This is a genomic window from Enterobacter sp. IF2SW-B1 (genome assembly GCF_001743375.1).
Taxonomy (GTDB): domain Bacteria; phylum Pseudomonadota; class Gammaproteobacteria; order Enterobacterales; family Enterobacteriaceae; genus Enterobacter; species Enterobacter bugandensis.
The window spans coordinates 609,402-634,366 of record NZ_MJAA01000002.1; the positions used below are offsets into that span (position 1 = coordinate 609,402).

General features: G+C 56.8%; 27 protein-coding genes. 16 read left to right on the plus strand and 11 right to left on the minus strand.

Annotated features, from left to right (window positions below; translation table 11 throughout):
* Positions 1 to 70: 70 nt before the first annotated feature.
* From nrdF to A6013_RS07320, 5 genes are all read right to left on the minus strand, one after another.
* Positions 71 to 1,030, minus strand: coding sequence for a class 1b ribonucleoside-diphosphate reductase subunit beta (gene nrdF, locus A6013_RS07300; protein WP_069732789.1), 960 nt, complete (start codon positions 1,028 to 1,030; stop codon positions 71 to 73).
* A gap of 9 nt (positions 1,031 to 1,039) precedes the next feature.
* Positions 1,040 to 3,184 (minus strand): class 1b ribonucleoside-diphosphate reductase subunit alpha, encoded by a 2,145-nt coding sequence (nrdE, locus tag A6013_RS07305; protein ID WP_047367517.1) that lies wholly within the window; start codon positions 3,182 to 3,184, stop codon positions 1,040 to 1,042.
* Positions 3,157 to 3,567, minus strand: a complete 411-nt coding sequence (gene nrdI / locus A6013_RS07310) for a class Ib ribonucleoside-diphosphate reductase assembly flavoprotein NrdI (protein WP_028014174.1) — start codon at positions 3,565 to 3,567, stop codon at positions 3,157 to 3,159. The genes nrdE and nrdI overlap by 28 nt, the downstream gene beginning before the upstream one ends.
* Positions 3,564 to 3,803, minus strand: a complete 240-nt coding sequence (gene nrdH / locus A6013_RS07315; RefSeq protein WP_041908533.1) for a glutaredoxin-like protein NrdH — start codon at positions 3,801 to 3,803, stop codon at positions 3,564 to 3,566. The genes nrdI and nrdH overlap by 4 nt, the downstream gene beginning before the upstream one ends.
* Before the next feature lie 243 nt (positions 3,804 to 4,046).
* Positions 4,047 to 4,373 (minus strand): DUF883 domain-containing protein, encoded by a 327-nt coding sequence (locus A6013_RS07320; RefSeq protein WP_069732790.1) that lies wholly within the window; start codon positions 4,371 to 4,373, stop codon positions 4,047 to 4,049.
* Positions 4,374 to 4,533: 160 nt separating this feature from the next.
* Between A6013_RS07320 and A6013_RS07325 the strand changes: the two genes are divergently transcribed.
* Positions 4,534 to 4,878 carry a DUF2002 family protein gene (locus A6013_RS07325; RefSeq protein ID WP_023308923.1) on the plus strand — a complete coding sequence of 115 codons (345 nt, stop codon included), beginning with the start codon at positions 4,534 to 4,536 and terminating at the stop codon, positions 4,876 to 4,878.
* A gap of 32 nt (positions 4,879 to 4,910) precedes the next feature.
* Here A6013_RS07325 and alaE read toward each other — a convergent pair whose 3' ends face one another.
* Entirely contained in the window at positions 4,911 to 5,360 is a 450-nt protein-coding gene (gene alaE / locus A6013_RS07330) for an L-alanine exporter AlaE (RefSeq protein WP_028014172.1), read from the minus strand.
* 493 nt (positions 5,361 to 5,853) lie between these two features.
* On the opposite strand from alaE, the gene stpA reads away from it, so the two are divergent.
* Positions 5,854 to 6,258, plus strand: coding sequence for a DNA-binding protein StpA (stpA, locus tag A6013_RS07335; RefSeq protein ID WP_041908535.1), 405 nt, complete (start codon positions 5,854 to 5,856; stop codon positions 6,256 to 6,258).
* Between the two features lie 38 nt (positions 6,259 to 6,296).
* Here stpA and A6013_RS07340 read toward each other — a convergent pair whose 3' ends face one another.
* The gene (locus A6013_RS07340) at positions 6,297 to 6,476 is read right to left on the minus strand and encodes a hypothetical protein (RefSeq protein WP_028014170.1); all 180 of its coding nucleotides are present in this window, start codon (positions 6,474 to 6,476) and stop codon (positions 6,297 to 6,299) included.
* A gap of 79 nt (positions 6,477 to 6,555) precedes the next feature.
* A complete protein-coding gene (locus tag A6013_RS07345; protein WP_049136884.1) occupies positions 6,556 to 7,077 on the minus strand; it encodes a rhodanese family protein in 522 nt (173 codons plus the stop codon).
* Between the two features lie 179 nt (positions 7,078 to 7,256).
* Here A6013_RS07345 and A6013_RS07350 point away from each other — a divergent pair, with 179 nt between their 5' ends.
* Complete coding sequence (locus A6013_RS07350) at positions 7,257 to 7,415, plus strand: YqaE/Pmp3 family membrane protein (RefSeq protein ID WP_032644909.1); 159 nt, start codon at positions 7,257 to 7,259, stop codon at positions 7,413 to 7,415.
* Here the strand turns inward: A6013_RS07350 and A6013_RS07355 are convergent.
* Positions 7,412 to 8,341 (minus strand): LysR substrate-binding domain-containing protein, encoded by a 930-nt coding sequence (locus A6013_RS07355; protein WP_028014168.1) that lies wholly within the window; start codon positions 8,339 to 8,341, stop codon positions 7,412 to 7,414. The genes A6013_RS07350 and A6013_RS07355 overlap by 4 nt on opposite strands.
* Before the next feature lie 319 nt (positions 8,342 to 8,660).
* Here A6013_RS07355 and A6013_RS07360 point away from each other — a divergent pair, with 319 nt between their 5' ends.
* The 6 genes from A6013_RS07360 to A6013_RS07385 all read left to right on the plus strand — a co-directional run bounded on the left by A6013_RS07360 (position 8,661) and on the right by A6013_RS07385 (position 16,226).
* Positions 8,661 to 9,266, plus strand: a complete 606-nt coding sequence (locus A6013_RS07360) for an ankyrin repeat domain-containing protein (RefSeq protein ID WP_041908539.1) — start codon at positions 8,661 to 8,663, stop codon at positions 9,264 to 9,266.
* Between the two features lie 107 nt (positions 9,267 to 9,373).
* On the plus strand, positions 9,374 to 10,915 hold the full coding sequence (fdrA, locus tag A6013_RS07365; RefSeq protein WP_069732791.1) for an acyl-CoA synthetase FdrA: 1,542 nt from the start codon (positions 9,374 to 9,376) through the stop codon (positions 10,913 to 10,915).
* Positions 10,915 to 12,330 carry a DUF1116 domain-containing protein gene (locus tag A6013_RS07370; protein ID WP_028014165.1) on the plus strand — a complete coding sequence of 472 codons (1,416 nt, stop codon included), beginning with the start codon at positions 10,915 to 10,917 and terminating at the stop codon, positions 12,328 to 12,330. The genes fdrA and A6013_RS07370 overlap by 1 nt, the downstream gene beginning before the upstream one ends.
* Positions 12,331 to 12,341: 11 nt before the next feature.
* Positions 12,342 to 13,892 carry a xanthine permease gene (locus A6013_RS07375; RefSeq protein ID WP_069732792.1) on the plus strand — a complete coding sequence of 517 codons (1,551 nt, stop codon included), beginning with the start codon at positions 12,342 to 12,344 and terminating at the stop codon, positions 13,890 to 13,892.
* The gene (locus tag A6013_RS07380) at positions 13,889 to 14,845 is read left to right on the plus strand and encodes a carbamate kinase family protein (RefSeq protein WP_069732793.1); all 957 of its coding nucleotides are present in this window, start codon (positions 13,889 to 13,891) and stop codon (positions 14,843 to 14,845) included. Before A6013_RS07375 ends, A6013_RS07380 begins: the two co-directional genes overlap by 4 nt.
* A gap of 1 nt (position 14,846) precedes the next feature.
* Positions 14,847 to 16,226, plus strand: a complete 1,380-nt coding sequence (locus A6013_RS07385) for an amidohydrolase family protein (RefSeq protein WP_069732794.1) — start codon at positions 14,847 to 14,849, stop codon at positions 16,224 to 16,226.
* An 18-nt stretch (positions 16,227 to 16,244) separates the two neighbouring features.
* Here A6013_RS07385 and A6013_RS07390 read toward each other — a convergent pair whose 3' ends face one another.
* On the minus strand, positions 16,245 to 17,165 hold the full coding sequence (locus A6013_RS07390; RefSeq protein ID WP_028014161.1) for a LysR substrate-binding domain-containing protein: 921 nt from the start codon (positions 17,163 to 17,165) through the stop codon (positions 16,245 to 16,247).
* A gap of 216 nt (positions 17,166 to 17,381) precedes the next feature.
* On the opposite strand from A6013_RS07390, the gene A6013_RS07395 reads away from it, so the two are divergent.
* The 5 genes from A6013_RS07395 (at position 17,382) to A6013_RS07415 (ending at position 22,164) form a co-directional block, all read left to right on the plus strand.
* Complete coding sequence (locus A6013_RS07395) at positions 17,382 to 18,713, plus strand: MFS transporter (RefSeq protein WP_041908551.1); 1,332 nt, start codon at positions 17,382 to 17,384, stop codon at positions 18,711 to 18,713.
* Positions 18,714 to 18,749: 36 nt separating this feature from the next.
* On the plus strand, positions 18,750 to 19,499 hold the full coding sequence (locus tag A6013_RS07400) for an SDR family NAD(P)-dependent oxidoreductase (RefSeq protein WP_003862216.1): 750 nt from the start codon (positions 18,750 to 18,752) through the stop codon (positions 19,497 to 19,499).
* Positions 19,500 to 19,511: 12 nt separating this feature from the next.
* Positions 19,512 to 20,357: a transketolase gene (locus A6013_RS07405; protein ID WP_048957980.1), complete on the plus strand. Its 846-nt coding sequence runs from the start codon at positions 19,512 to 19,514 to the stop codon at positions 20,355 to 20,357.
* Positions 20,357 to 21,355 (plus strand): transketolase family protein, encoded by a 999-nt coding sequence (locus A6013_RS07410; RefSeq protein ID WP_047364369.1) that lies wholly within the window; start codon positions 20,357 to 20,359, stop codon positions 21,353 to 21,355. The genes A6013_RS07405 and A6013_RS07410 overlap by 1 nt, the downstream gene beginning before the upstream one ends.
* A gap of 74 nt (positions 21,356 to 21,429) precedes the next feature.
* Entirely contained in the window at positions 21,430 to 22,164 is a 735-nt protein-coding gene (locus A6013_RS07415; RefSeq protein ID WP_069732795.1) for a bifunctional 2-polyprenyl-6-hydroxyphenol methylase/3-demethylubiquinol 3-O-methyltransferase UbiG, read from the plus strand.
* Here A6013_RS07415 and A6013_RS07420 read toward each other — a convergent pair.
* The gene (locus tag A6013_RS07420; RefSeq protein ID WP_028014155.1) at positions 22,158 to 22,760 is read right to left on the minus strand and encodes a short chain dehydrogenase; all 603 of its coding nucleotides are present in this window, start codon (positions 22,758 to 22,760) and stop codon (positions 22,158 to 22,160) included. The two genes, A6013_RS07415 and A6013_RS07420, sit on opposite strands and share 7 nt — an antisense overlap.
* A 97-nt stretch (positions 22,761 to 22,857) precedes the next feature.
* Between A6013_RS07420 and A6013_RS07425 the strand changes: the two genes are divergently transcribed.
* Both A6013_RS07425 and A6013_RS07430 read left to right on the plus strand, forming a co-directional pair.
* Positions 22,858 to 23,745: a LysR family transcriptional regulator gene (locus tag A6013_RS07425; protein ID WP_063437854.1), complete on the plus strand. Its 888-nt coding sequence runs from the start codon at positions 22,858 to 22,860 to the stop codon at positions 23,743 to 23,745.
* A 20-nt stretch (positions 23,746 to 23,765) separates the two neighbouring features.
* Positions 23,766 to 24,947 (plus strand): PLP-dependent aminotransferase family protein, encoded by a 1,182-nt coding sequence (locus A6013_RS07430; protein WP_069732796.1) that lies wholly within the window; start codon positions 23,766 to 23,768, stop codon positions 24,945 to 24,947.
* The last annotated feature ends 18 nt before the right edge of the window (positions 24,948 to 24,965 follow it).

Genomic DNA, 24,965 nt, shown 5'->3' on the forward strand with positions numbered 1-24,965 from the left:
TAGTACCTAGAGAAATAGTGGTGTGGAAATAATGAGATTTATATTTAATTAATGAACGTTAATTCATACATTAAAAATCCCAATCCTCATCTTCTGTCTCCACCGCTTTACCCATCACGTACGACGATCCGGACCCGGAGAAGAAATCGTGGTTTTCGTCCGCATTGGGCGACAGCGCCGCGATGATTGCCGGGTTTACCTCCGCCATCTCCGGCGGGAAAAGCGCGTCGTAGCCCAGGTTCATCAGCGCTTTGTTCGCGTTGTAGCAGAGAAACGCCTTCACGTCCTCTTCCCAGCCCGTTCCGGCGTACAGCTCTTCGGTATAGCTCAACTCGTTGTCATACAGATCCATCAGCAAATCGAGGGCGAAACCTTTGAGTTCCTCGCGTTTTTCCGGGCTGACTTTCTCCAGCCCTTTCTGATACTTATAGCCGATGTAATACCCGTGTACCGCTTCATCCCTGATGATGAGGCGAATCAAATCGGCGGTGTTGGTGAGCTTGCCCCGGCTCGACCAGTACATGGGCAGCCAGAAGCCGGAATAGAAGAGGAAGGATTCCAGGAACACGCTGGCGATCTTCTTCTTCAGCGGCTCGTCGGCGCGGTAATACTCCAGCACCAGCTCCGCCTTGCGCTGTAATGACGCGCTCTCTTCGCTCCAGGCGTAGGCCGCGTCCACGTCTTTGGTCTGGCACAGCGTCGAGAAAATCGAGCTGTAGGAGCGGGCATGTACCGCCTCCATAAAGCTGATGTTCGACATCACCGCCTCTTCGTGCGGCGTCAGCGCGTCGCTCATCAGCGCGGGCGCACCGACGGTATTCTGAATAGTGTCCAGCAGCGTCAGACCGGTAAAGACGCGGATCGTCAGCTGCTGTTCGGCGTGGCTCAGCGTCTGCCAGGCTGGAATATCATTGGAGAGCGGCACCTTTTCCGGCAGCCAGAAGTTGCTGGTCAGGCGGTTCCACACCTCCAGGTCTTTATCGTCCTGAATCTTGTTCCAGTTAACGGCACTCACGCGTGACAGTTTCATCCTTTCTCCTTACAGCGCGCAGGACACGCAGCCTTCGATTTCGGTGCCTTCCAGCGCAAGCTGGCGCAGGCGAATGTAGTACAGCGTTTTGATGCCTTTCTTCCAGGCGTAAATCTGCGCTTTGTTGATATCCCGCGTGGTGGCGGTGTCCGGGAAGAAGAGCGTCAGCGACAGCCCCTGATCCACGTGTTTTGTCGCCTCGGCGTAGGTATCAATGATTTTTTCCGGGCCGATCTCGTACGCGTCCTGGTACAGCGCCAGGTTCTCATTGGTCATAAACGGGGCAGGGTAGTAGACGCGTCCGGTTTTGCCTTCCTTACGGATCTCAATCTTCGACACGATCGGGTGAATGCTCGACGTGGCGTGGTTGATGTAGGAAATCGAACCGGTTGGCGGCACCGCCTGAAGGTTCTGGTTATAGATCCCGTAGCGCATCACGTCGTCGCGCAACTGCTGCCACATCTCGCGCGTCGGCAGGGTAATGCCGGCGCGGTCAAACAGCGCGCGCACTTTTTCGGTTTTCGGCTGCCAGTCGCCTTCCAGATACTGGCTGAAATAAGCCCCGCTGGCGTAGCGCGACTGCTCAAAGCCTGCGAACCGCTGGTTGCGCTCGCGCGCCAGCATCATTGAGGTATGAAGCGCATGCCAGGTGACGGTGTAGAAATAGAGATTCGTGAAATCCAGCCCTTCCGGGCTGCCGTAGGCGATGCCTTCCCGTGCCAGATAGCCGTGCAGGTTCATCTGCCCCAGGCCGATGGCGTGCGACGCGGCGTTGCCCGCCTCAATGGACGGCACGCTGCGGATATGGCTCATGTCCGATACCGCCGTCAGCCCGCGAACGGCAGTCTCCACCGTGCGGCCAAAATCCGGCGAATCCATGGTGTGGGCAATATTCAGCGACCCGAGGTTGCAGGAGATATCTTTGCCGATCTCCGCGTAGTCCAGGTTTTCGTCGTAAGCGGAGGCGCTGTTGACCTGCAAAATTTCCGAGCACAGGTTGCTCATGTTAATGCGCCCGGCAATCGGATTGGCGCGGTTTACCGTATCCTCGTACATGATGTACGGATAGCCGGATTCAAACTGAATTTCCGCAAGCGTCTGGAAGAAATCGCGGGCGTTGATGTATTTCTTGCGGATGCGATCGTCTGCAACCAGCTCGTCATAAAGCTCGCTTATCGCCACGTCGCCAAACGCTTTGCCGTAGATACGCTCCACGTCATACGGCGAGAAGAGCGCCATGTCGGCATTCTCTTTGGCCAGCTTAAACGTGATATCCGGGATCGTCACGCCGAGCGACAGGGTTTTGATGCGGATTTTTTCGTCGGCGTTTTCGCGCTTGGTATCGAGAAAACGCAGGATGTCCGGGTGGTGCGCGTGCAGGTAAACCGCCCCCGCCCCCTGGCGTGCGCCAAGCTGGTTGGCGTAGGAGAAGGCATCTTCCAGCATCTTCATCACCGGGATCACGCCCGAGGACTGGTTTTCGATGCGCTTGATCGGCGCGCCCGCTTCCCGCAGGTTCGAGAGCAGAAACGCCACGCCGCCGCCGCGTTTGGAAAGCTGCAGCGCCGAGTTCACCGCACGGCCAATCGACTCCATATTGTCTTCGATGCGCAGCAGGAAGCAGGAGACCAGCTCGCCGCGCTGGGCTTTACCACAGTTGAGAAACGTCGGCGTGGCGGGCTGGAAGCGGCCGGAGAGGATCTCCTCCGTCAGCCGTTCAGCCAGCGCTTCATCGCCCTGGGCCAGCGTCAGGGCCACCATCACGGTGCGATCTTCAAAGCTTTCCAGGTAGCGTTTGCCGTCGAAGGTTTTCAGGGTGTAGCTGGTGTAATACTTCCATGCGCCAAGAAACGTCTGGAAGCGAAAACCGCTGGCGTGCGCACGTTCAAACAGTCTTACCACGAAGGGACGATCGTAGCGGGCCAGGACGCGCTCCTCGTAGTAGCCCTCGTTAACCAGATAGTCGAGACGTTCATTCTGGCTTGAAAACGTCACGCTGTTGGGCCGCACGTGGGCGGCGAAAAAAGCCTCTACCGCCTCGCGATCTTTGCCAAACTGAATGCGCCCCTCCCGGTCATAGAGGTTAAGCATCGCGTTTAATGCGTGGTAGTCCGGCGTCGCCTGAATTACCCGTTCTGCGGTTGTCGTTGCCAAAATTCGTTCACTCCTTTACGCACGTTTTCTACGTCCTGCTGTGTCCCCATCAGTTCAAAACGATAGAGATACGGCACGCCGCATTTTTGAGAGATGACATCCCCGGCGCGGCCAAAGGCATCGCCAAAATTACGATTGCCCGCCGCGATCACGCCCCGAATCAGTACCCGGTTGTGAGGATCGTTCAGAAAGCGGATCACCTGGCGAGGTACTGCTCCTGCCGTACCGCCGCCGCCATAGCTGGGCACCACCAGAATGTAAGGTTCGTCTACCTGAATGCGCTCCCGCTCATTGAGCGGAATACGCACCGCTGGCAGCCCGAGGCGCTCAATAAAGCGCAGCGTGTTTTCTGAGCTGCTGGAGAAGAAGACCAGCACACTCATGCACGCGTGGCCTGAGCGCTCAGGCGGTTAATCATGTCCGGGCGAAAGCCAGACCAGCTGGTATCACCGGCAACCACTACCGGAAGCTGACGAAATCCCTGTTCGCGCAGGGTATCCGCGGCATCGGGCACCAGGTCGATATTTACCATCTCAAACGCCACGCCGCGGCTCTCCATCGCCCGTTTGGTGGCGTGGCACTGAACACAATCGTTACGAGTGTAAATAATAATGCTCATGATTCGTATTTCCATTTAGAATGAGAAAACGGCGCGAGTTAACGCGTCATAGAGTGTGTGTCTTTCTAAAGAGAATACTAGATGTAGTTGATAAAAGATTCAACCATACAAGATATGGGAAATTCAGATTAATATTGCCCTGATGATGAGCACAGCGGGGCAGGGCGGGCTGTACGGGTTTTTCAGGCTTACAGGCATAAAAAAGCCCCGGCGCCTGAGGCTACCGGGGTTGAGAATGCGGGCTTACTTACGCAGGCTGAGCAGGGCTCCGACAAAAATGCCGACCGCCGCGACGGTTCCCAGCGTACACAGTGGTTTTTCACGTACGAAGGTCGTAGCACAGCTTGCCATGTCGCAGGCCGCCTGCGTAGCGCGTGAACGTCCGTTCATACGGGCACGGGTTTCACGGAGCAGAGACTGAGCCTTACGTGTCGCAGCATCTGCTTCATCCTTCGCATCCGATCCCCAGGATTTCAGCACTTCCTCAAGCGTGTCCGCTAATTGGCTGACATCATTACGAATATCCTGCGCGTCGTCGTTAATATCGTTTCGGTTCGGTCTGTTAAACATACGATCCTCCGTAATTTTGTGTTCCCGTTTAGTTTAGTTCAGAAATTTAATATCTGAAGCGCGTCACGCGTTATCCGCCAGTTTATGGACTATTCTGAAAGCCCTGCTAATGCTGATTACTGTAAGGTTGCCGGGCAGGAAAAGATAACGAGGAAAAGATATGTATTTACGACCTGACGAGGTGGCACGCGTTCTTGAAAAAGAGGGATTCACCATGGATGAGGTGACGCCAAAAGCGTATGGATATCGCCGCGGCGAGAATTATGTTTATGTTAATCGTGAAGCCAGGATGGGACGTACCGCTCTCATTATTCACCCGACGCTGAAAGACAGAAGTCTGTCATTTGCTGAGCCTGCCTCGGATATTAAAACCTGCGATCACTATCAGCAATTTCCGCTCTATTTAGGCGGTGAACGGCATGAGCATTATGGTATTCCGCACGGTTTCAGTTCGCGTATGGCGCTGGAGCGGTTTCTGAAGGGACTGTTTGGCGACGTACAGTAAATCTGCGACTGGCTTTCGCCAGTCGCTTCACATTACGCTTTTACCTGGCCGTACTGGCTGACCTTAAACAGGCGGCGGCAGTAGTCGAGGAAATAGCCGTATACCGCACCCATCAGCATTGATACCACGATATTCGAACTGACCGCTGCGGCGATCTGGTGCCAGTCCGCGCCCACTGTCAGGAGAATAGCTACGTAGACCGGCGACTGGAACGTGACGTACGCCAGCACGTCGGCAAGATTTTTCATCCAGCCCGCCGGACTGATGCGGCGCGCGAAACGCATAACGGCATCGCGGTATAGCCCGTAAGGCCATGCGATAATAATATTGACCGGGATCGCCACCAGACGAGAAGAAAGTGACTGCTCGAAGGTCATTCCGGAGAGGAATATTTCAATCAGCATGTTCACAACGGAACAGTAGACAACCATCGCGAAAGTATCCGCCACCGCGTGGCGCAGGCGAGATTGCGGCGAGAACATGTCTGAACTCCTTGAGAAGAACGCAGTGGAATCGGTTTTCCTTCAGCGGCTAGTGCTTTAGGTTGGTTTGTTTGAGGTGTATAGCGTATATCTCTATGTTTGAACTAACAACTAGTGATTAATTTTTATTTAATCGCCTTTTGTCCACAAAATTCTCTAAAATCGGTTGTTTTTTATCCGGTTCGTTATAATCTGTCTCATCAAATGTTTTACTTATCTAAATCAATGTCTTAGATGTTTTGCTTTTGACGCAGAAATCCACTCCCCTGATGAGAGCGCAGTATGCTGTGATTTGGATTAAAGTTGACCATTTATATTGATTTGGTGATTAGATCTACGTGTTTCCCGCCAATGCTATGCGCTATTATTAACGGCGATATTTAAATATATTTACATTTATGCCCGTTTGGACCTTTGGGTAGATATTTCAACTGAAATGAATTATTCTTGGGGCGATTTATCTATTTACCCCAAAGAAAAGGTTTTCAATAATATGTCTTTGACGTTACAGAATCTTAATAATATCCGAACCCTGCGCGCGATGGCGCGAGAATTAACCCTGGACGTTCTTGAGGAAATGCTGGAAAAGGTCAGGGTCGTTACTGAAGAAAAACGCAATGAGCTGGCGGAATTAGAGCAGCAGCGCGCTGAACAGCAGGAAAAAATTAATACCCTGCTGGAACTGATGAAAGCCGATGGTATTTCTCCGACTGACCTGCTGGGTTCAGAACTGGCGCAGGCGGGTAAACCGACTAAAAAGCGTAAACCGCGTGAAGCGAAATATCGCTTTATTGACCAGAACGGTGAAGAAAAAACGTGGACCGGCCAGGGCCGCACGCCGAAGCCTATTGCCAGCGCACTGGCAGAGGGTAAATCACTGGATGATTTTCTGATCTAATACGTGGACCGGGCGGAACAAGCCGCCCGGTTGTCTGTTCAGCAGACGCCGAAATCACCTTCTTCGGTATACGGCGCCAAATCGGCCGCTTTCAGCGTATATTTCTCGCCTTGTTCATTGCTGGCCTGTACCGCCACCACGTTTTCACCGTTCACTTCGAGCACTTTCAGCTTTGGGCCGCCTTTTAGCGGTTGCACATAATCACCGACAGAAAACATATAACCTCCTCATCGTTTTAGCGATCTTCACCTTAGCCGACGTCTGATGTCGGGTACAGCGTAATTCATTGATTACTGCTTATGAGGTATGACGGTTCCACGGCATCACTTTCAGCAACCGTGCCATACCGCAAAAACCTGTCACACCGGCGAACAGCAGCCCGGCACCGACGAAACCGCTCAGCAGGAAAAAGCCGCTGGAGACGCTATAACCCAGCACCACGCCGCAGAGGATCAGCAGCCCGGCGGCAATTTGTACCTGCCGCATCAGCGGGAGCGGCTGGGATTTATCTTCAACGGTCAGCAGCCCGGCCTGCTTCCAGCCCTGAATGCCCCCCTCAACCACGAAGGTCTGAGCCGGCAACGCTGCCTGCGCAAGTCGCGCAGCATTGTTTGATGTCCGTGTCCCGGACTGACAGTGGAAAATCACCGTTTCACCAGGGGCAGCGTTGAGCCCGCCGGGTAAAGAATCCAGCGGTATTGAGCGTGCTGCCGGAATATGCTCGCGGGCATACTCGTCGGGATCGCGAATATCAATCAGTTTTGCGCCTTCTTTAATAAGCGCGTTCGCCTGCTGTGGCGAAATAAGAGAAAGAGACATGGTGTTTCCTTACGGTCAATTTATGAGTAGTAGAACATTTAAGGAAGGGCTTAAGCCAGTGTAAAGAGGGTAAAGGCAGGTAAAAGCGCGAGAGACGAATGGCAGTAACCCGTAAACTGGCTATGCTTAGAGAAATGTCTCTTTTTAATTTTCAATTGGTTAGCTTGCACGGAGTGATTATGGGTTTTTGGCGCGTTGTTTTTACGATTATTCTCCCGCCGCTGGGCGTGCTGCTTGGCAAGGGACTGGGCTGGGCGTTTATTCTGAACATCCTTCTGACCATCCTGGGTTACTTCCCGGGCCTTATCCACGCGTTTTGGGTGCAGACGAAAAACTAAGCACGCCACAGTAAATCACTGTATATACCGGTTAATACGCCTTCCGGGCCAAACTGCTGTTTGATCCAGCGCGTCACCTGGCCGGTCGCCGCATGCTGCGTGGCGAGCAGCATGCGCGAGTCCTGACGCGGATTGTTAATACGCCGCGTGATGAGCAGACCGTCTTCCATCGCTTCTCTTGCCATGTATTCCGGCAAAAAGCCAATCCCTTCCCCCAGAATCTGGCACTGGCACTTGGTGTTGAAATCCGGCACCAGAATCGCCTCCTGCCCGTGCAGCAGCCAGCCGACCTTCTTGTTGATGGTATGCGCTGTATCTTCCACCATGATGTTGGGGTACAGGCGCAACTGGCTCTCCGCTATCGGTTCGGGAACAAAGGCGAGGGGATGTTCCGGCGCGATGGCAAACACCCAGCGAATGGCGCCAATTTCGGTGTAATCAATCCCGCCGCCGTCCAGCAGCGTATCCGGCGCGCCAATCGCGATGTTGGCCTGATTGTTGATGATCGAATCCCAGACGCCGTTATACACCTCGGTCGTCACCGTGATCTGGCAGGTGGGAAACTGCTTTTTCAGCACCTGCAGCAAACGCGCGGTATGGCGCGGCGTATACAAGAGCTGATTAATGCAGATGCGCACTCGCGCCTCGATGCCCTGCGAAATGGTATCAATCCCGCGCTTGATGGCGTGGAAGTCATTCAGCAGGTCGGTGGCCTTACGGTAAAAATAAAACCCGGACTCCGTCAGCTCGATGCTGCGCGTGTTGCGCACAAACAGCACCACGTCCAGCCCGGTCTCCATGCGTTTAATGGTGTAGCTAATGGCGGAGGTCGTCACACCCAGCTCGGCGGCGGCTTTGCTGAAGCTGCCGAAGCGTGCCGCGGTGGTGAAGGCCAGCAGGTTCTCTTCGGTAAAGATGGAATTCATATCACAGCATCCTCAGTCATCAGTTTTGAACATATTTTAACAGCGCCGTTACATCATATTTGAAGTGTGTCACAGTTCTGACTATTTACGCGGAGCCGCGTCCTGCAAGGCTTTTACAACCATAAGGATAATGCTGTCTGAGGCGCTAAAAAGCGGTAAACCATAAGAGAAAGGTTGCACAGACGCACGTTTTAGCCTGACTGTTGAATTTAACTCAACAATAAATTGCGTGTCGATGAATCATTTTTAAGCGGATTCTTTTGTGACCAGGCTGTTGCTATTCTCAGGTCATCAGAAGTGAAACATTGGGAGACTGAATATGTCTGCAAACGCACTCGTTACGGAATTTCTGCTGGCGGCAGAAGAGGGCAATATCGACGCGCTAAAAGCCTGCCTGGATAACGGCGTGGATATTAACGCCACCAACCGCCAGAAAAGAACCGCCATTATTATTGCCAGCCTGAAAAAGCATTATGCCTGCGTAGAATTTTTAATTGCCGCCGGCGCGGATATTGATAAACAGGACCAGACCTGTTTTAACCCCTTCCTGATAAGCTGCCTGACTAATGATTTAACCCTGCTGCGCATCGTTCTTCCGGCGAATCCGGATCTCGACCGTCTGACGCGCTTCGGCGGCGTGGGCATTACCCCTGCCAGTGAAAAAGGCCACGTTGAAATCGTGCGCGAGCTGCTGGAAAAAACCGATATTAACGTCAACCACACTAACTTTGTCGGCTGGACGCCGCTGCTGGAAGCCATCGTGCTGAATGACGGCGGCGCAAAGCAGCAGGAAATTGTGAAGCTGCTGCTGGATCACGGCGCGAATCCGCATATGACCGATAAATACGGCAAAACCCCGCTCGAACTGGCGCGGGAAAAAGGCTTCGATGCAATAGCCGACCTGCTGCTGGCGGCGGGCGCATAACGCATTCGGCCAGCCACGTCCGGCTGGCCGTTAATTCAAACAGTATTTTTACCGACGTGCATTCTGCGCGACGGCGGCCCCCTTTTATCCGTATTCAGGAGAAAACAATGCCAACCAAAATCGTCATAAAAAAGAACACGTATTTCGATTCGGTTTCCTTAATGTCGGTTTCCACCAAAGCCAATAAATTGCCGGGTGTCGAACAGGCGTTTGTGGCAATGGCGACGGAAATGAATAAAGGCGTTCTGAAAAATCTCGGGCTGCTCACGCCGGAATTAGCGGAAGCCAAAAATGGCGACCTGATGATCGTGATTAAAGGCGACGCGGCGAACGATGAAACGCTGGCGGAAATAGAAGCTTTATTTACCCATAAAGCGAGCGGCGGCACCCATGAAGCACGCTACGCGACGATTGCCAGCGCCAAAACTCATCGCCCGGACAGCAACCTGGCGGTCATTTCCGTCAACGGCACCTTTGCCGCCCGCGAAGCGCGTCAGGCGCTGGAAAACGATCTTAACGTCATGCTCTTTTCCGATAACGTGTCGCTCGACGACGAGCTGGCGCTGAAGCAGCTGGCGCATGAGAAAGGGCTGCTGATGATGGGGCCTGACTGCGGAACCGCCATCATCAACGGTGCGGGGCTGTGCTTCGCCAACGCGGTGCGTCGCGGGCCGATTGGGATTGTTGGCGCCTCCGGCACCGGCAGCCAGGAGCTGAGCGTGCGCATTCACGAATTCGGCGGCGGCGTGTCGCAGCTGATCGGCACCGGCGGGCGCGATCTCAGCGAAAAAATCGGCGGCCTGATGATGCTCGACGCCATCGACATGCTTGAGGCGGATGAGGGCACTCAGGTGATTGCGCTCATCTCCAAGCCGCCTGCGCCAGCGGTGGCTGAAAAGGTGCTGGCCCGCGCCAGAGCCTGCCGCAAGCCGGTGGTTGTTTGCTTCCTCGGCCGCAGCGAACCGCCCGCCGATGAAGACGGCCTGAAGTTTGCGCGTGGCACCAAAGAAGCGGCGCTGAAGGCGGTGCTGCTTACCGGCATTAAAAAAGAGTCCCTGGATCTGCATCCGCTCAACTGGCCGCTGATTGAAGAGGTGCGCGCCCGCCTGACCCCCCAGCAGAAGTACATTCGCGGCCTGTTCTGCGGCGGCACCCTGTGCGACGAAGCGATGTTTGCCGCGCTGGAGAAGTTTGACGATGTCTGGAGCAACATCCAGCCCGATCCGGCTAAGCGCCTGAAGGACATCAGCGTCAGCCAGGCCCACACCTTCCTTGACTTCGGTGACGACGACTTCACCAACGGCAAACCGCACCCAATGATCGACCCGACCAACCGCATCAGCCGCCTGCTACAGGAGGCGCGCGATCCGCAGGTGGGCGTCATCGTGATGGACTTCGTGCTCGGCTTTGGCGCACACGAGGATCCGGTGGGGGTGATGATCGACGCGATCAAAGAGGCGCAGGCGATCGCGAAGGCCGATAACCGTCCGCTGGAGATCCTCGGCTACGTGCTTGGCACCGACCAGGATCCGCAGTCGCTGGCGCAGCAGTGCCAGCGGCTGACCGACGCAGGCGTCATCTGGGCCAGCAGCAGCACCAACACCGGATTACTGGCACGCGAATTTGTTTGCAAAGGGGAGAACGCATAATGACCACTTTATTTAACCAGCCGCTTAACGTCATTAACGTCGGCATTGCGATGTTCAGCGACGACCTCAAAAAGCAGCACGTTCCCGTGACCCAGCTCGACTGGACGCCGCCGGGGCAAGGCAATATGCAGGTTGTTGAAGCGCTCGACCAGCTGGCAGAGAAACCGCTGGCGGAGAAGATCGCTGCCGCGAACAAAATCGCCCTTGAGCGCATCATCCAGTCTCACCCGGTGCTGGTGGGCTATGACCAGGCAATTAACGTAGTGCCGGGCATGACCCGCACCACCATTCTGCACGCCGGTCCGCCTGTCTCCTGGGAAAACATGTGCGGGGCGATGAAGGGCGCGGTTACCGGTGCGCTGGTATTTGAAGGGCTGGCAACGGATCTGGAGGATGCCGCAAGGCTGGCGGCTTCCGGGGAGATCACCTTCTCGCCGTGCCACGAGCACGACTGCGTGGGCTCCATGGCGGGCGTCACCTCCGCGTCAATGTTTATGCACATTGTTGAGAACAAAACCTACGGCAACCGCGCCTTCACCAACCTCAGCGAGCAGATGGCGAAGATCCTGCGTATGGGCGCTAACGACCAGAGCGTGATCGACCGCCTGAACTGGATGCGCGACGTGCTCGGCCCGATGCTGCGCGACGCGATGAATATCATCGGCGAAATCGACCTGCGCCTGATGCTGGCCCAGGCGCTGCACATGGGCGACGAGTGCCACAACCGCAACAACGCCGGCACCACGCTGCTGATCCAGGCGCTGACGCCGGGGCTGATTCAGGCGGGCTACCCGGTGGAGCAGCAGCGCGAGGTGTTTGAGTTTGTCGCCAGCAGCGACTACTTCTCCGGCCCGACGTGGATGGCGATGTGTAAAGCCGCGCTGGATGCCGCTCACGGCATTGAATACAGCACCGTCGTGACCACCATGGCGCGCAACGGCTACGAGTTCGGCCTGCGCGTTTCCGGCCTGCCGGGGCAGTGGTTTACCGGTCCGGCGCAGCAGGTGATTGGTCCGATGTTCGCGGGCTACAAGCCGGAAGACTCCGGACTGGATATTGGCGACAGCGCCATCACCGAAACCTACGGCATCGGCGGTTTTGCGATGGCGACGGCACCGGCCATCGTTGCGCTGGTGGGTGGCACGGTGGAGGAAGCCATCGACTTCTCGCGCCAGATGCGCGAAATCACCCTCGGCGAGAACCCGAACGTCACCATTCCGCTGCTGTCGTTTATGGGCATTCCAACCGCCATCGACATCACCAGAGTGGCGGGCAGCGGCATTCTGCCGGTGATCAACACCGCCATTGCCCACAAAGACGCGGGCATCGGCATGATTGGGGCGGGCATCGTTCACCCGCCGTTTAGCTGTTTTGAAAAGGCGCTGTTGACCTTCCGCGATCGCTACGTTCTATAAGGTATGCATCCATGAAAAACATGAAACTGGAGTGGAAAAGAGGTGACTGGGCGGCCTATTTCGGGTTGATGACCAACAACCTGACTAATTTGCTGACCATGATGGGGCTGCTCATTTTTGTCGTCGGCATCCCGAAGGAGATTGTTTATGGACGCATCGCGCCGGCCTTCGGGCTGGCGGTGCTGGTAGCGAGCTTATGCTACACATGGTTTGGTCTGCAAATGGCGCGCGCCACCGGACGTACGGACGTCACCGCGCTGCCGTCCGGCCCGAGCGCACCCTCGATTTTTACCGTGACCTTCCTGGTCCTGATGCCCGTCTACCAGCAAACCGGGGATGCGGATTTCGCGATCCAGATTGGCCTGGTGTGGTGCTTCGTGGAAGCGATGAACCTCGCGGGCGGCTCGTTCCTGGGTGAGACCATCCGCAAGATGATCCCGCGTACCGTGCTGCTGTCGTGCCTGTCCGGTCTTGGCCTGCTGCTGCTGGCGATGAACCCGATGTTGCAGGCGTTTGAAGCGCCCACCGTGTCGTTCATCGTTCTGCTGCTGATCTTTATTAACTGGTTCGGTAAAAAGCCGATTTTCGCCAAAATCCCGACCGGCCTGCTGCTGCTGATTGCCGGAACAGCGCTGGCGTGGATTTCCGGACTGCAAAGCCCGGATGCCATCAAGGCGTCCATGTCATCCTTCGGCTTTAACCCGCCGGAAGTACACGTGGACAGCTTTATGCAGGGCCTGCCGCACGCGCTGCCTTATCTGGCGTCCGCCGTACCGCTGGGTCTGGCGAACTACATCTTTGACCTGGAGAACATCGAAAGCGCCCACGCGGCGGGGGATGAGTACCCGACCCGCAAGGTAATGCTGGCAAACGGCCTGGCTTCCATGCTCGGCTGCCTGATGGGCAACCCGTTCCCGGTCACGGTCTACGTGGGCCATCCCGGCTGGAAGGCGATGGGGGCGAGCATCGGTTACACGCTGGCGTCCGGCGTGACCATGTTCATCGTGCCACTGTTCGGGCTGGGGGCCTTTATGCTCGCCATCATACCGATGACCGCTATCGTGCCGATTCTGGTGTTTATCGGTGTTGTAACCGCCAACCAGGTGGTGCGGGAAACGCCCAAAGTGGAGGTGCCCGTCATCTTTATCTGTCTGTTCCCGTGGATTGCTAACTGGGCGCTGACCATGATGAACAGCGTGATGAGCGCGGCGGGAACCAGCGCGGCGAAAATTGGCACCGACGTGCTGCACAGCAAAGGAATCTACTACGAGGGGCTGATGCACCTCGGCAACGGTGCGCCGCTCGCCAGCATGCTCTGGGGCTGTATCGCTATCTTCGCCATCATTAACAAACCGCTGCGCGGGGCCGTCGCCGCCGCAGGAGGCGCACTGCTGGCGCTGTTTGGCGTGATCCACGCGCCAGTGGTGGGCTTTGCCGAGGGCAGTTCCCTGATGTTCGTCACGGCCTACCTGATGATGGGCGGCATGTTTGTGGTGAAGCATTTCCTCGACAGCCGAGAAGTTGCGAGCGCTGAAGTTACTGTTGCGAAGGAAAACGTATGAAAGAGCTTATGGTCGTCGCCATCGGCGGCAACAGCATCATCAAAGACAACGCCAGCCAGTCGGTTGAACATCAGGCGCAGGCGGTCAAAGCGGTGGCCGAGTCGGTGCTCGAAATGCTGGCCTCCGACTATGACATCGTCCTCACCCACGGCAACGGCCCGCAGGTGGGGCTGGATCTGCGCCGCGCCGAGATCGCCCACGAGCGGGAAGGGCTGCCGCTGACCCCGCTGGCAAACTGCGTGGCGGATACCCAGGGCGGCATCGGCTACCTGATCCAGCAGGCGCTCAACAACCGCCTGGCGGCGCGTGGCGAGCAAAAGGCGGTCACGGTCGTCACCCAGGTGGAGGTGGATAAAAACGATCCCGGCTTTACGCACCCGACAAAACCGATCGGCGCGTTCTTCAGCGAGGCGCAGCGCGACGAGCTACAGCTCGCGCACCCGGACTGGCATTTTGTCGAGGATTCAGGCCGGGGCTATCGCCGCGTGGTGGCCTCGCCCCAGCCGCTGCGCATCGTCGAGGCGGATGCGATTAAGGCGCTAACGCAGAAAGGTTTTGTGGTCATCGGCGCGGGCGGCGGAGGCATTCCCGTGGTGCGCAGCGAGCAGGGGGATTATCAGAGCGTGGATGCGGTTATCGATAAAGATCTCTCAACCGCGCTGCTGGCCCGTGAGATTTTCGCCGACGTGCTGGTGATAACCACCGGCGTGGAGAAAGTCTGCGTTAACTTCGGCAAGCCAGACCAGCAGGCGCTGGACACCGTCAGCGTGGCGCTGATGACGCGCTACATGGATGAAGGACACTTTCCGGCGGGCAGCATGCTGCCCAAAATCGTCGCCTCGCTGGCATTTTTACGCCACGGCGGCAGGCGCGTGATCATCACCTCGCCGGACTGCCTGCCCGCGGCGCTGCGCGGTGAAACGGGTACCCACATTGTTAATGAAGGAAGATAAGATGAGTGAAAACAAAAGCCGCCGCGAGTTTATCAGCCAGAGCGGCAAAATGGTCACCGCCTGCGCGCTGTTTGGCGCCACCGGCTCCGTCGCGTATGCTGCCGACTCTGCAAAGGCAACCTGCGAGACGGGGAAACCGATGAACATCACTGCAAAACATTACTATCTGGACAACGTGCTGCTGGAGGCCGGGTTCAACTTCGAGGGCAGAGTGGCGACGAGCACCCGCACCGAGCTGAAAACGCTGGAGATTAAAGACGGGAAAATTGTCGCCCTACGCGACAACGGCAGCCACGCCGACGCGACCCTGCCGCACTACGACGCGGGTAAAAAGCTGATGCTTCCGGCGATGCGCGACATGCACATTCACCTGGATAAAACCTTCTACGGCGGCCCGTGGCGCTCCCTGAACCGTCCGGCGGGCACCACCATTCAGGACATGATCCGCCTGGAGCAGAAGCTGCTGCCGGAGTTACAGCCCTACACGCAAGAACGCGCCGAAAAGCTGATCGACCTGATCCAGTCGAAAGGGTCCACCATCGCCCGCAGCCACTGCAATATTGAGCCGGTTTCCGGCCTGAAAAACCTGGAAAATTTGCAGGCGGTGCTGGCGCGCCGCAGCGCAGGTTTTGACTGCGAAATCGTTGCCTTCCCGCAGCACGGCCTGCTGCTCTCCAACGCTGAAAAGCTGATGCGCGAGGCGATGCAGGCGGGGGCGCACTACGTAGGCGGGCTGGACCCAACCAGCGTTGACGGCGCGATGGAGAAATCGCTCGATACTATGTTCCAGATTGCGCTGGATTACGACAAAGGGGTGGATATTCACCTCCATGAAACCAGCCCGGCGGGCGTGGCGGCGGTGAACTACATGGTGGAAACCGTGGAGAAAACGCCGGAGCTGAAGGGCAAGCTGACCATCAGCCACGCCTTCGCGCTGGCGACGCTCAACGAGCAGCAGGTGGATGAGATTGCCACCCGCATGGCGGCGCAGCAGGTGACCATCGCCTCCACCGTGCCGATTGGCACCCTGCACATGCCGCTGAAGCAGCTGCGGGAGAAGGGCGTGTTTGTTATGACCGGCACCGACAGCGTGATCGACCACTGGTCGCCGTACGGTCTGGGGGACATGCTGGAGAAAGCCAATCTGTACGCCCAGCTCTATATTCGCCCGAACGAGCAGACGCTCTCCCGCGCGCTCGGCATCGCCACCGGCGACGTGCTGCCGCTGAACGATAAAGGTGAACGCGTATGGCCGAAAGCGCAGGACGACGCCAGCTTTGTGCTGGTGGACGCCTCCTGTTCCGCCGAGGCCGTGGCGCGCATTTCTCCGCGCACCGCGACGTTCCACAAGGGGAATCTCGTCTGGGGCACGGTCGCCTGACGCCACGATGGGGTATCGCTACAGGTGATACCCCGACAATCGCAACTCCCGATCAATCCACTCGACGAACTGCTGGATCTTCCACGCGCGTTCGTTCATGTGCGGCATCACCAGATGATGCGCGTTAATGGCGATTCCCATCTCATCCGGCAGCACCTGTACCAGCGAGCCATCCTTCAGGTGATCGGTAGCCATCATTTTGCTCTCCAGAATAAACCCCAGCCCCATGCGCGCCGCTTCAAAGCTCATATAGGAACGGTCGAAGCTGAGGCTGAAATTGAGCCAGGGCCTGTCGATATTGTGCCAGGCGAACCATTTTTCCCAGTTCACCAGAGTGCTGGTGGAGGAGATAAGCGACTGTTGCAGCAGATCGGCGGGCGTGCTGATGGGATGCTCTTCTGCATAGCCCGGCGAGGCCAATACTACCAGCGTGTCGTTTTTAATGGTCATCACCCGGTAAGCATCCCAGTCCGGAATACCATGACGGATATCAATGTCGATATTATCTCTGGCGAACTGCAGGTTCTCATAGGAGCAGGTGAGATTGATGGTGATATCAGGATATTCGGCGCGGAATCTGCCCAGACGGCGCAACAGCCATGACAGTCCGAAGGTGGGGGAAGAGTGCACGCGAAGCACAGCATTGTCTTTTTCTTTCACGATCTGATCGGTGGCGCGCCCAATGGCGCTCATCGCCGCCGAGACCTCCCGCAGATATTTTTCTCCCGTCGGGGTGAGTTGAACCCCTTTGCCGCTGCGGATAAATAATTTCTTGCCCAGCCACGATTCCAGCGACGCGATCTGGTGGCTTACCGCCGAAGGCGTGACGTTGAGCTGTTCCGCCGCCTGATGGATGCTCAGGGCGTTAGCAACGGCGATAAACGCCTGCAAATTTCTGAGCGAGGGCAGCGATAACGTCTGGCGATCCTGCGCGGACATGGCCTACTCCTTACACGATAATTGATAAAAAACATAACATTGAGACTGCGAGCGGGCAATTTTATCTCGATGTTATTTTTTTTGAGCTGTATCGCGAATCAAATTTATCTCAGCAATAAATGAGCTTTATTGAATGGCGTTTCATGGGTGAGCCGATATATTGACGTTGAACGCAATAATAAAACGACTCACGGTGTTCGAATAATGAGGTAAGTTATGTCTCGTATAGAACAAGCTGTCCCCTACATAAAGACTAAAAAAACCAATTACCGTTTCGTTGTGCTGGCATTAATTTTTATTGTTTATGCCATTAACTATGCTGACCGAACAAATATTGGTGCGGTACTGCCGTTTATCATTGACGAATTTCATATCAATAATTTCGAAGCCGGTGCCATCGCCAGCATGTTTTTTTTGGGATACGCCCTGAGCCAAATTCCTGCGGGCTTTTTTATTGCCAAAAAGGGAATCCGCGGCATGGTGGCACTGTCGATATTCGGCTTCTCTGCCTTTACCTGGCTGATGGGCACCGCAACCTCGGTTCTGGGCCTGAAGTGTATCCGCCTGGGGCTGGGGTTAACAGAGGGGCCGTGCCCGGTCGGGCTGGCCTCCACCATCAATAACTGGTTTCCGCCAAAGGAGAAGGCCACGGCCACGGGCGTCTACATCGCCGCCACCATGTTCGCGCCCATCCTCGTGCCGCCGCTGGCCGTGTGGATCGCCATGACCTGGGGCTGGCGCTGGGTCTTCTTCTCCTTTGCGATCCCAGGATTGGTCATTGCCGTCCTGTGGTATCTGCTGGTACGCACGAAGCCGTCCGAGAGCGCATTCGTCTCTAAAGCGGAGCTGGAGACCATTACCGCCGGTCAGGAGACGCCGGACGCCAGACGTGAAAACATCGTGATTTCGCCGGGCTTTGCACGCCTCGATCGGCTGATCCGCGTGCGGGAGTTAGCCCCGGTAAGCACGGTGAAAGGGCTGTTTACCTCGAAAAATATTCTCGGCGACTGCCTGGCCTATTTTATGATGGTCAGCGTGCTGTATGGACTGTTGACGTGGATCCCGCTCTATCTGGTGAAAGAGAAAGGCTTTACGTTTATGAGCATGGGGCTGGTCGCCAGCATGCCGTGCATCGGTGGATTTATCGGTGCGATTTTTGGCGGCTACGTCTCAGACAAACTGCTCGGCCGCCGACGTAAACCGACCATGATGTTTACCGCCATCAGCACCGTTTTAATGATGGTCATTATGCTGAATATTCCGCAAAGCACCGTGGCGGTTTGCGTCGGACTATTTTTTGTCGGTCTCTGTCTGAATATTGGCTGGCCCGCTTTTACAGCTTATGGCATGGCTGTTGCGGACAGTAAAACCTATCCCATTGCCGCGTCCATCATCAATAGCGGCGGTAATCTCGGCGGATTTGTTTCCCCGATGCTGGCAGGTTATCTGCTGGATAAAACAGGTAGTTTTAATTCCGTGTTTATTTATTTCGGTATTTGCGCAGCCATTGGCTTAATTATGATTATGCTGCTGGAAGAACCGAAATAAATCATTAAATCTCTCTTGTCCGAATGGAGTAAATATATGCTACTGAAAAATAAAGTCGCCGTTATTACCGGCGCGGCTTCCGTACGCGGTTTGGGTTTCGCTACGGCGAAATTATATGCCGAACAGGGTGCGAAAGTGGTGATTATCGATTTAAACGCTGAAGCCAGCCGGGCTGCCGCCGCGAGCCTGGGCGACGAACATCTGGGCCTTGCGGCGAACGTCAGCAATGAATTACAGGTTAATGCCGCCATTGAGCAGGTGCTGGGGAAATACGGGCGCATCGATATTCTGGTGAATAACGCCGGCATTACTCAGCCGATCAAGCTGATGGATATCAAACGCGAAAATTACGATGCGGTGCTTGACGTCAGCCTGCGCGGTACGCTGCTAATGTCCCAGGCGGTTATTCCCACTATGCGCGCGCAAAAGTCGGGCAGCATCGTCTGCATTTCATCGGTATCGGCCCAGCGCGGCGGCGGCATCTTCGGCGGCCCACACTACAGCGCTGCAAAAGCGGGTGTGCTGGGACTGGCAAAAGCCATGGCGCGTGAGCTGGGGCCCGACAATGTGCGGGTAAACTGCATCACGCCGGGTCTTATCCAGACGGACATCACCGCAGGCAAGCTGAGCGATGAGATGAAAACGTCCATTCTGGCGGGCATTCCGCTTAACCGCCTCGGAGACGCGCAGGATATTGCCCGCGCCGCGCTGTTCCTCGGCAGCGACCTCTCTTCTTACTCCACCGGTATCACGCTCGACGTGAACGGCGGGATGCTGATCCATTAAGGAGATACGACGATGACGGATACCACAGTTCAACAGGTTGCCGCCGCGGCCTGGCGCATTCGCCGCTACGCGCTGCGCATGGGCGAAGTGCAGGGGCAGGGCTACATCGGGCAGGCGCTGGGCTATGCCGATGTGCTGGCCACCGCGTTTACCCACGGAATGAACCTTAAGCCGGGCGAGCCGGAGTGGGAAGGGCGTGACCGTTTTCTGCTCTCCCACGGCCATTACGCCATTGCCTGTTATGCGGCCCTGATTGAAGCCGGGATCGTTCCTGAAGAGGAGCTGGAGACCTACGGTGCGGACGACAGCCGCCTGCCGATGTCCGGTATGGCAACCTACACGCCAGGTATGGAGATCTCTGGCGGTTCGCTGGGGCAGGGCTTAAGCATTGGCGTTGGCATGGCGCTGGGGCTGAAGCACAAGCAGAGCGCGGCATGGGTCGTTAACTCCATGTCGGACGGCGAGCTGGACGAAGGGTCAACCTGGGAAGCGGCGATGTCGGCGGCACATCACGGCCTGTCGAACCTGATCGTGCTGGTGGACATTAACCGCCAGCAGGCGGATGGCAACTCGCACGCGATCCTCGGCTTTGAGCCGCTGGAGGATAAATGGACCTCCTTCGGCTGGTACGTCCAGCGCGTGAACGGCAACGATGTTCCTGCGCTGGTGACGGCGTTTGATAATGCCAAACGCTACCCGGAAAACCAGCCGCGCGTCATTTTGTGCGACACGCTGATGGGCAAGGGCGTGCCGTTCCTCGAAAAGCGTGACAAGAACCATTTTATTCGCGTGGATGCTGACGAGTGGCAAAAGGCACTCGCCGTGCTGGATGCCAACAAACCTGAAGGAGTGCTGTAATGAGCCAGACCACGGAGAAAAAACCGCGTTTAACCACGTCGGCGATGATTGCCTCTATCGCGGAAGAGGGCCAGGAGACGCGCGCCGCACCGTTCGGTCACGCGCTGGTGAAGCTGGCGGAACAGCGACCGGAGATCGTCGGCATGACGGCGGATCTGTCGAAGTACACCGATCTACACATTTTTGCCCAGGCCTACCCGGAACGCTTCTTCCAGATGGGCATGGCCGAACAGCTGCTAATGGGGGCCGCGGGCGGCATGGCGAAAGAGGGCTTTATTCCTTTCGCCACAACCTATGCCGTCTTCGCTACCCGCCGCGCCTACGACTTTATCCATCAGGTGATTGCTGAAGAGCACCTGAACGTGAAGATCTGTGCGGCGCTGCCGGGGCTAACCACCGGTTACGGGCCGAGCCACCAGGCGACGGAAGATATTGCGATTATGCGCGGTATTCCGGGCATGACGATTATCGATCCCTGTGACGCAATCGACACGGAACAGGCGGTGCCGGCGATGGCAGCGCACGATGGCCCTGTCTATATGCGCCTGCTGCGCGGCAAGGTGCCGGTGGTGCTGGACCAGTACAACTACCAGTTTAAGATTGGCAAAGCTGCGCTGCTGGAAGAGGGGAGCGATGTCCTGATCGTCGCCTCAGGCCTGATGACCATGCGTGCGCTGGAGGCGGCGAAGCAGCTGCGTAAGGATAACGTCAGCGTGGCGGTGCTGCACTCGCCCACCATTAAGCCGCTGGACGAAGAGACGATCCTGGCGCAGGCCGCGAAGCCGGGACGGCTGGTCATCGTGGCGGAAAACCACAGCAGCGTAGGCGGGTTGTGCGAAGCCGTCGCGTCGCTGTTGATGCGCAACCGCGTGAACGTGGATTTCGATACCGTCGCGCTGCCGGACGCGTTCCTTGATGCGGGCGCGTTGCCCACCCTCCATGACCGCTACGGGATCTCAACCACAGCCATGGTGGAGAAAATCCGGCGCAGGCTGTGATTTATCAGACGGATACGTTGCCAACGGGCGAGGGGTGCTTTACCCTCGCCTCTGTTGCGATAAAGGAGTCCGTCATGGCACAAAACATCTACGACAATCCGGCGTTTTTTGAAGGCTACGCTCAGCTTCCACGTTCGGTGCACGGGCTGGACGGTGCGCCTGAGTGGCCTGCGCTCAAGGCAATGCTGCCTGATTTAACCGGCAAAGCGGTTATCGATCTCGGCTGCGGTTACGGCTGGTTCTGCCGCGCGGCGCGCGCGCTGGGCGCGTCTGACGTTACGGGCGTCGATATCTCAGAAAAAATGCTTGCCCGCGCGGCTGAACTGACGGATGACGCGGAGATTCACTATCAGCGTAGCGATCTGGAATCTCTTCAGCTTCGCGAAAACAGTCTCGATCTGGTCTACAGCTCGCTGGCGCTACACTACCTGCCGGAGCTGGACACGCTATTCGCCAACGTTCAGCGCGCGCTAAAACCGGGTGGCAGCCTGGTCTTCTCGATGGAGCACCCGATTTACACCTGCGCCACCCGTCAGGGCTGGCTGACCGACGACAGTGGCGAGCGGTTCTGGGGCGTGAACCATTATCAGGACGAAAGCCATCGCGTCAGCAACTGGCTGGCGGATGGAGTGATTAAATACCACCGCACGCTGGGCACCACGCTTAACGCGCTGATAAAGGCCGGGTTAACGATAAGTGAAGTCAATGAGTGGGGACCAACGCAGGCGCAGATTGACGCCTGGCCTGCATTGTCCGAAGAGGCGGAGCGCCCGATGCTGGTGCTGATTTCCGCCCGTAAGGCTCAGTAACCTACCTTGTATACCCGCCCGCTCTGCACCCCTTCCACGCTGCGGCGGTAGGCCTGGGCCACGGTCGCGGCGGGAACGCTTTCAAAGCCAGGGAAGAACCCGTCATACGCTTCGGCGGATTCCGTCAGTACCGTTGGGCTAATCAGGTTAATGCGGATCCCGCGCGGCAGTTCGCAAGCTGCGGCGCGGACAAACCCTTCCAGCGCCGCATTGACCGTGGTGGCATTTACGCCCTGCGCAATCGGCTCGTGCGCCACAATCCCGCTTATCAGCGTAATCGAGCCGCCTTCGTTCAGATAATGCTGGCCGGTCAGCGCCAGACGCACCTGCCCGAGCAGCTTGTCCTGCAGGCCCTGGTTGAAGTCACTGTCCTTCATGGTCGCGAGCGGGCCAAAGTAGAGACCACCGCTGGCGGAGACAATCGCATCCACCGGGCCGATTTTCTCAAACAGCGCCTGCACGCTCGCCTGCGAGGTGATATCCACCTGGTAGTCGCCCCGCGTGCGGCCCACGCGGATGACCTCGTGACGACGGCTTAACTCTTCGGTTACGGCACGACCGACCGTACCGCTGGCACCAATAATGACGATTTTCATATCCGACTCCTCATGTTGTGAGCCCTCATTCTTTAATAAATAAAAAGTCAGATAAACTGGGCTAAAGTTAGATGATTACTAACCAGGGGTTTGGAATATGGATAAACTTCGCGGCATGGAGACGTTTATCGCGGTGGTAGAGAGCGGCAGCTTCACCGGCGCGGCGGCGCGGCTGGAGATGTCGGCGGTGATGGTCGGGAAATATATTGCGCTGCTCGAATCTCAGCTCGGCACGCGGCTGCTGGAGCGCAATACCCGTCGCCAGAGCCTGACCGACGCCGGACGCGTTTATTTCGAAGAGGCCAGGCGCGTGCTGGAGCAGGTCTCGATTGCCGAAAGCGCGGTTGAACGGCTGCGCGCGACGCCCGCCGGCACCCTGCGCGTCACCGCCCCCACGTCGTTTGGCGGCTGCGCGATCGCCCCTCTGACAGCCACATTTTTGCAGCGCTACCCGGAAGTGCGTATCGAACTGGATCTCACCAACCGGATGGTCGATCTGGTGGAAGAGGGGGTCGATCTGGCCATTCGCATTGGCGATATCCGCAATGACGATCTGGTGGCGAAATATCTGTGTCCCTACAACATGGTGATCTGCGCCGCGCCGGATTATCTGGCGCGACACGGCACGCCGCAGACGCCCGCCGATCTGGTGGATCATCTGTGCCTGTCGCACACGGTGTGGACCGCGCGCAACGAGTGGCGGCTGCCGGGTGCGGAAGGGGAGGTGCGCTGGAAGCGGGATGCGATATTAAGATGCAACGACGGCTACGGCTTACGCATGGCGGCGCGAGCCGGGGCAGGGCTGCTGCTGCAACCGGAAGTGCTGGTGGCGGAAGAGCTGGCAAGCGGCAGGCTGGTGCGTGTGCTGGAGCCGTTCACGCCCGCGCCGAGGCCGGTGCATTTACTGTGGCGTCAGGATTTGCGTCCCCTCCCTAAGCTAACGGAATTTATTGCTCATATTCTGCTAAGATTGGGCACAATATAAAAAAAGAAGGTAATCAAAGAATGTCTGCAAACAAACTCGCCAGCAGCGCGCAGGACCTGCAATCATCTGCCATCCGTGAATTATTAAAACATAGCAAAATGGCGGGCGTGATTTCGCTGGGCGGCGGTATTCCCAATCCGGACCTGTTCGATCGCGAAGGGCTTAAAATTGCCGCCGATGCCGTGTTGTCACAGAATTTTGGCGAGGCGTTCCAGTATGGCCTGACGGAAGGCGTACCGGGGCTGCGCGAAGAAATTAAACGCATCTGCGAGGGGCGCGGCATCGCCTGTAAGGCCGATGACGTGGTCATTACTTCCGGCTCTCAACAATCTCTGGACGTGCTGGCGCGTGCGTTAATTAATCCGGGCGATACGGTTGTCGTTGAACGTCCTACCTATCTCGCCGCGCTGCAGGTCTTTGGCCTGGCACAGGCGAATTTTGAATCCGTCGGCACCGACGGCGACGGCATGAAGGTCGATGAACTTGAGGCGTTGGTGGCGAAGAAAACCATCAAGGCGGTTTATATCGTTCCAACCTTTGGTAACCCTGGCGGCGTAACGCTTTCCGAAGCGCGCCGTAAACAGCTGGTGGAATTATCAAAGCACTATGATTTCGTGATTATCGAAGACGATCCATACAGCGAAATTAACTACACCGACGACGTGTTCCGCCCGCTGATTGCCCATGCGAAAGATATCGGCAATGAGGATAACGTGGTGTACACCTCAACCTTCTCCAAAATCCTCGCGCCGGGCACCCGCGTGGGCTGGGTGCTGGTGCCGGAATGGCTGAAGCGCGCGGTGGTGAACCTCAAGCAAACCACCGATCTGCACACCAGCACGCTGTCCCAGCTGATGACCTACGAGTACCTGAAAACCGGGCGTCTGGCGAACCAGATTAAAATGATCCGCGAGGCCTATCGCCAGAAATACCAGACGTTTGCAACGGAACTGGAAGCCGAGCTGGGCGATGTGATGTCGTTCCACAAGCCGAAGGGCGGGATGTTCCTGTGGGCAAAAATGAACAACGGCATGAATACGACGAAATGGCTGGAAAAAACCTTAAGCAACGGCGTGGTGTTTGTACCGGGCGAGTTCTTCTACTGCAACGAACCGGACCAGACAACGCTGCGCATGTCATTCGTCACCCCAACGGATGAGCAGCTTAAAGAAGCGGTTCGACGCCTGAAGATCTCCCTGTAACAGAGCGCGCATAACGGC

Bases quoted from the DNA above. Each gene is read 5' to 3' on its own strand.
- nrdF (WP_069732789.1), bottom strand. From the start codon at position 1,030: ATGAAACTGTCACGCGTGAGTGCCGTTAACTGGAACAAGATTCAGGAC.
- A6013_RS07355 (WP_028014168.1), bottom strand. From the start codon at position 8,341: ATGAATTCCATCTTTACCGAAGAGAACCTGCTGGCCTTCACCACCGCG.
- A6013_RS07395 (WP_041908551.1), top strand. From the start codon at position 17,382: ATGTCTCGTATAGAACAAGCTGTCCCCTACATAAAGACTAAAAAAACC.
- A6013_RS07415 (WP_069732795.1), top strand. From the start codon at position 21,430: ATGGCACAAAACATCTACGACAATCCGGCGTTTTTTGAAGGCTACGCT.
- A6013_RS07370 (WP_028014165.1), top strand. From the start codon at position 10,915: ATGACCACTTTATTTAACCAGCCGCTTAACGTCATTAACGTCGGCATT.
- A6013_RS07375 (WP_069732792.1), top strand. From the start codon at position 12,342: ATGAAAAACATGAAACTGGAGTGGAAAAGAGGTGACTGGGCGGCCTAT.
- A6013_RS07360 (WP_041908539.1), top strand. From the start codon at position 8,661: ATGTCTGCAAACGCACTCGTTACGGAATTTCTGCTGGCGGCAGAAGAG.
- A6013_RS07350 (WP_032644909.1), top strand. From the start codon at position 7,257: ATGGGTTTTTGGCGCGTTGTTTTTACGATTATTCTCCCGCCGCTGGGC.
- A6013_RS07405 (WP_048957980.1), top strand. From the start codon at position 19,512: ATGACGGATACCACAGTTCAACAGGTTGCCGCCGCGGCCTGGCGCATT.
- nrdH (WP_041908533.1), bottom strand. From the start codon at position 3,803: ATGAGCATTATTATTTACACTCGTAACGATTGTGTTCAGTGCCACGCC.
- A6013_RS07390 (WP_028014161.1), bottom strand. From the start codon at position 17,165: ATGTCCGCGCAGGATCGCCAGACGTTATCGCTGCCCTCGCTCAGAAAT.
- A6013_RS07320 (WP_069732790.1), bottom strand. From the start codon at position 4,373: ATGTTTAACAGACCGAACCGAAACGATATTAACGACGACGCGCAGGAT.
- A6013_RS07380 (WP_069732793.1), top strand. From the start codon at position 13,889: ATGAAAGAGCTTATGGTCGTCGCCATCGGCGGCAACAGCATCATCAAA.
- A6013_RS07325 (WP_023308923.1), top strand. From the start codon at position 4,534: ATGTATTTACGACCTGACGAGGTGGCACGCGTTCTTGAAAAAGAGGGA.
- alaE (WP_028014172.1), bottom strand. From the start codon at position 5,360: ATGTTCTCGCCGCAATCTCGCCTGCGCCACGCGGTGGCGGATACTTTC.
- stpA (WP_041908535.1), top strand. From the start codon at position 5,854: ATGTCTTTGACGTTACAGAATCTTAATAATATCCGAACCCTGCGCGCG.
- A6013_RS07340 (WP_028014170.1), bottom strand. From the start codon at position 6,476: ATGTTTTCTGTCGGTGATTATGTGCAACCGCTAAAAGGCGGCCCAAAG.
- A6013_RS07430 (WP_069732796.1), top strand. From the start codon at position 23,766: ATGTCTGCAAACAAACTCGCCAGCAGCGCGCAGGACCTGCAATCATCT.
- A6013_RS07385 (WP_069732794.1), top strand. From the start codon at position 14,847: ATGAGTGAAAACAAAAGCCGCCGCGAGTTTATCAGCCAGAGCGGCAAA.
- A6013_RS07425 (WP_063437854.1), top strand. From the start codon at position 22,858: ATGGATAAACTTCGCGGCATGGAGACGTTTATCGCGGTGGTAGAGAGC.
- A6013_RS07345 (WP_049136884.1), bottom strand. From the start codon at position 7,077: ATGTCTCTTTCTCTTATTTCGCCACAGCAGGCGAACGCGCTTATTAAA.
- A6013_RS07410 (WP_047364369.1), top strand. From the start codon at position 20,357: ATGAGCCAGACCACGGAGAAAAAACCGCGTTTAACCACGTCGGCGATG.
- A6013_RS07400 (WP_003862216.1), top strand. From the start codon at position 18,750: ATGCTACTGAAAAATAAAGTCGCCGTTATTACCGGCGCGGCTTCCGTA.
- A6013_RS07420 (WP_028014155.1), bottom strand. From the start codon at position 22,760: ATGAAAATCGTCATTATTGGTGCCAGCGGTACGGTCGGTCGTGCCGTA.
- fdrA (WP_069732791.1), top strand. From the start codon at position 9,374: ATGCCAACCAAAATCGTCATAAAAAAGAACACGTATTTCGATTCGGTT.
- nrdI (WP_028014174.1), bottom strand. From the start codon at position 3,567: ATGAGTGTGCTGGTCTTCTTCTCCAGCAGCTCAGAAAACACGCTGCGC.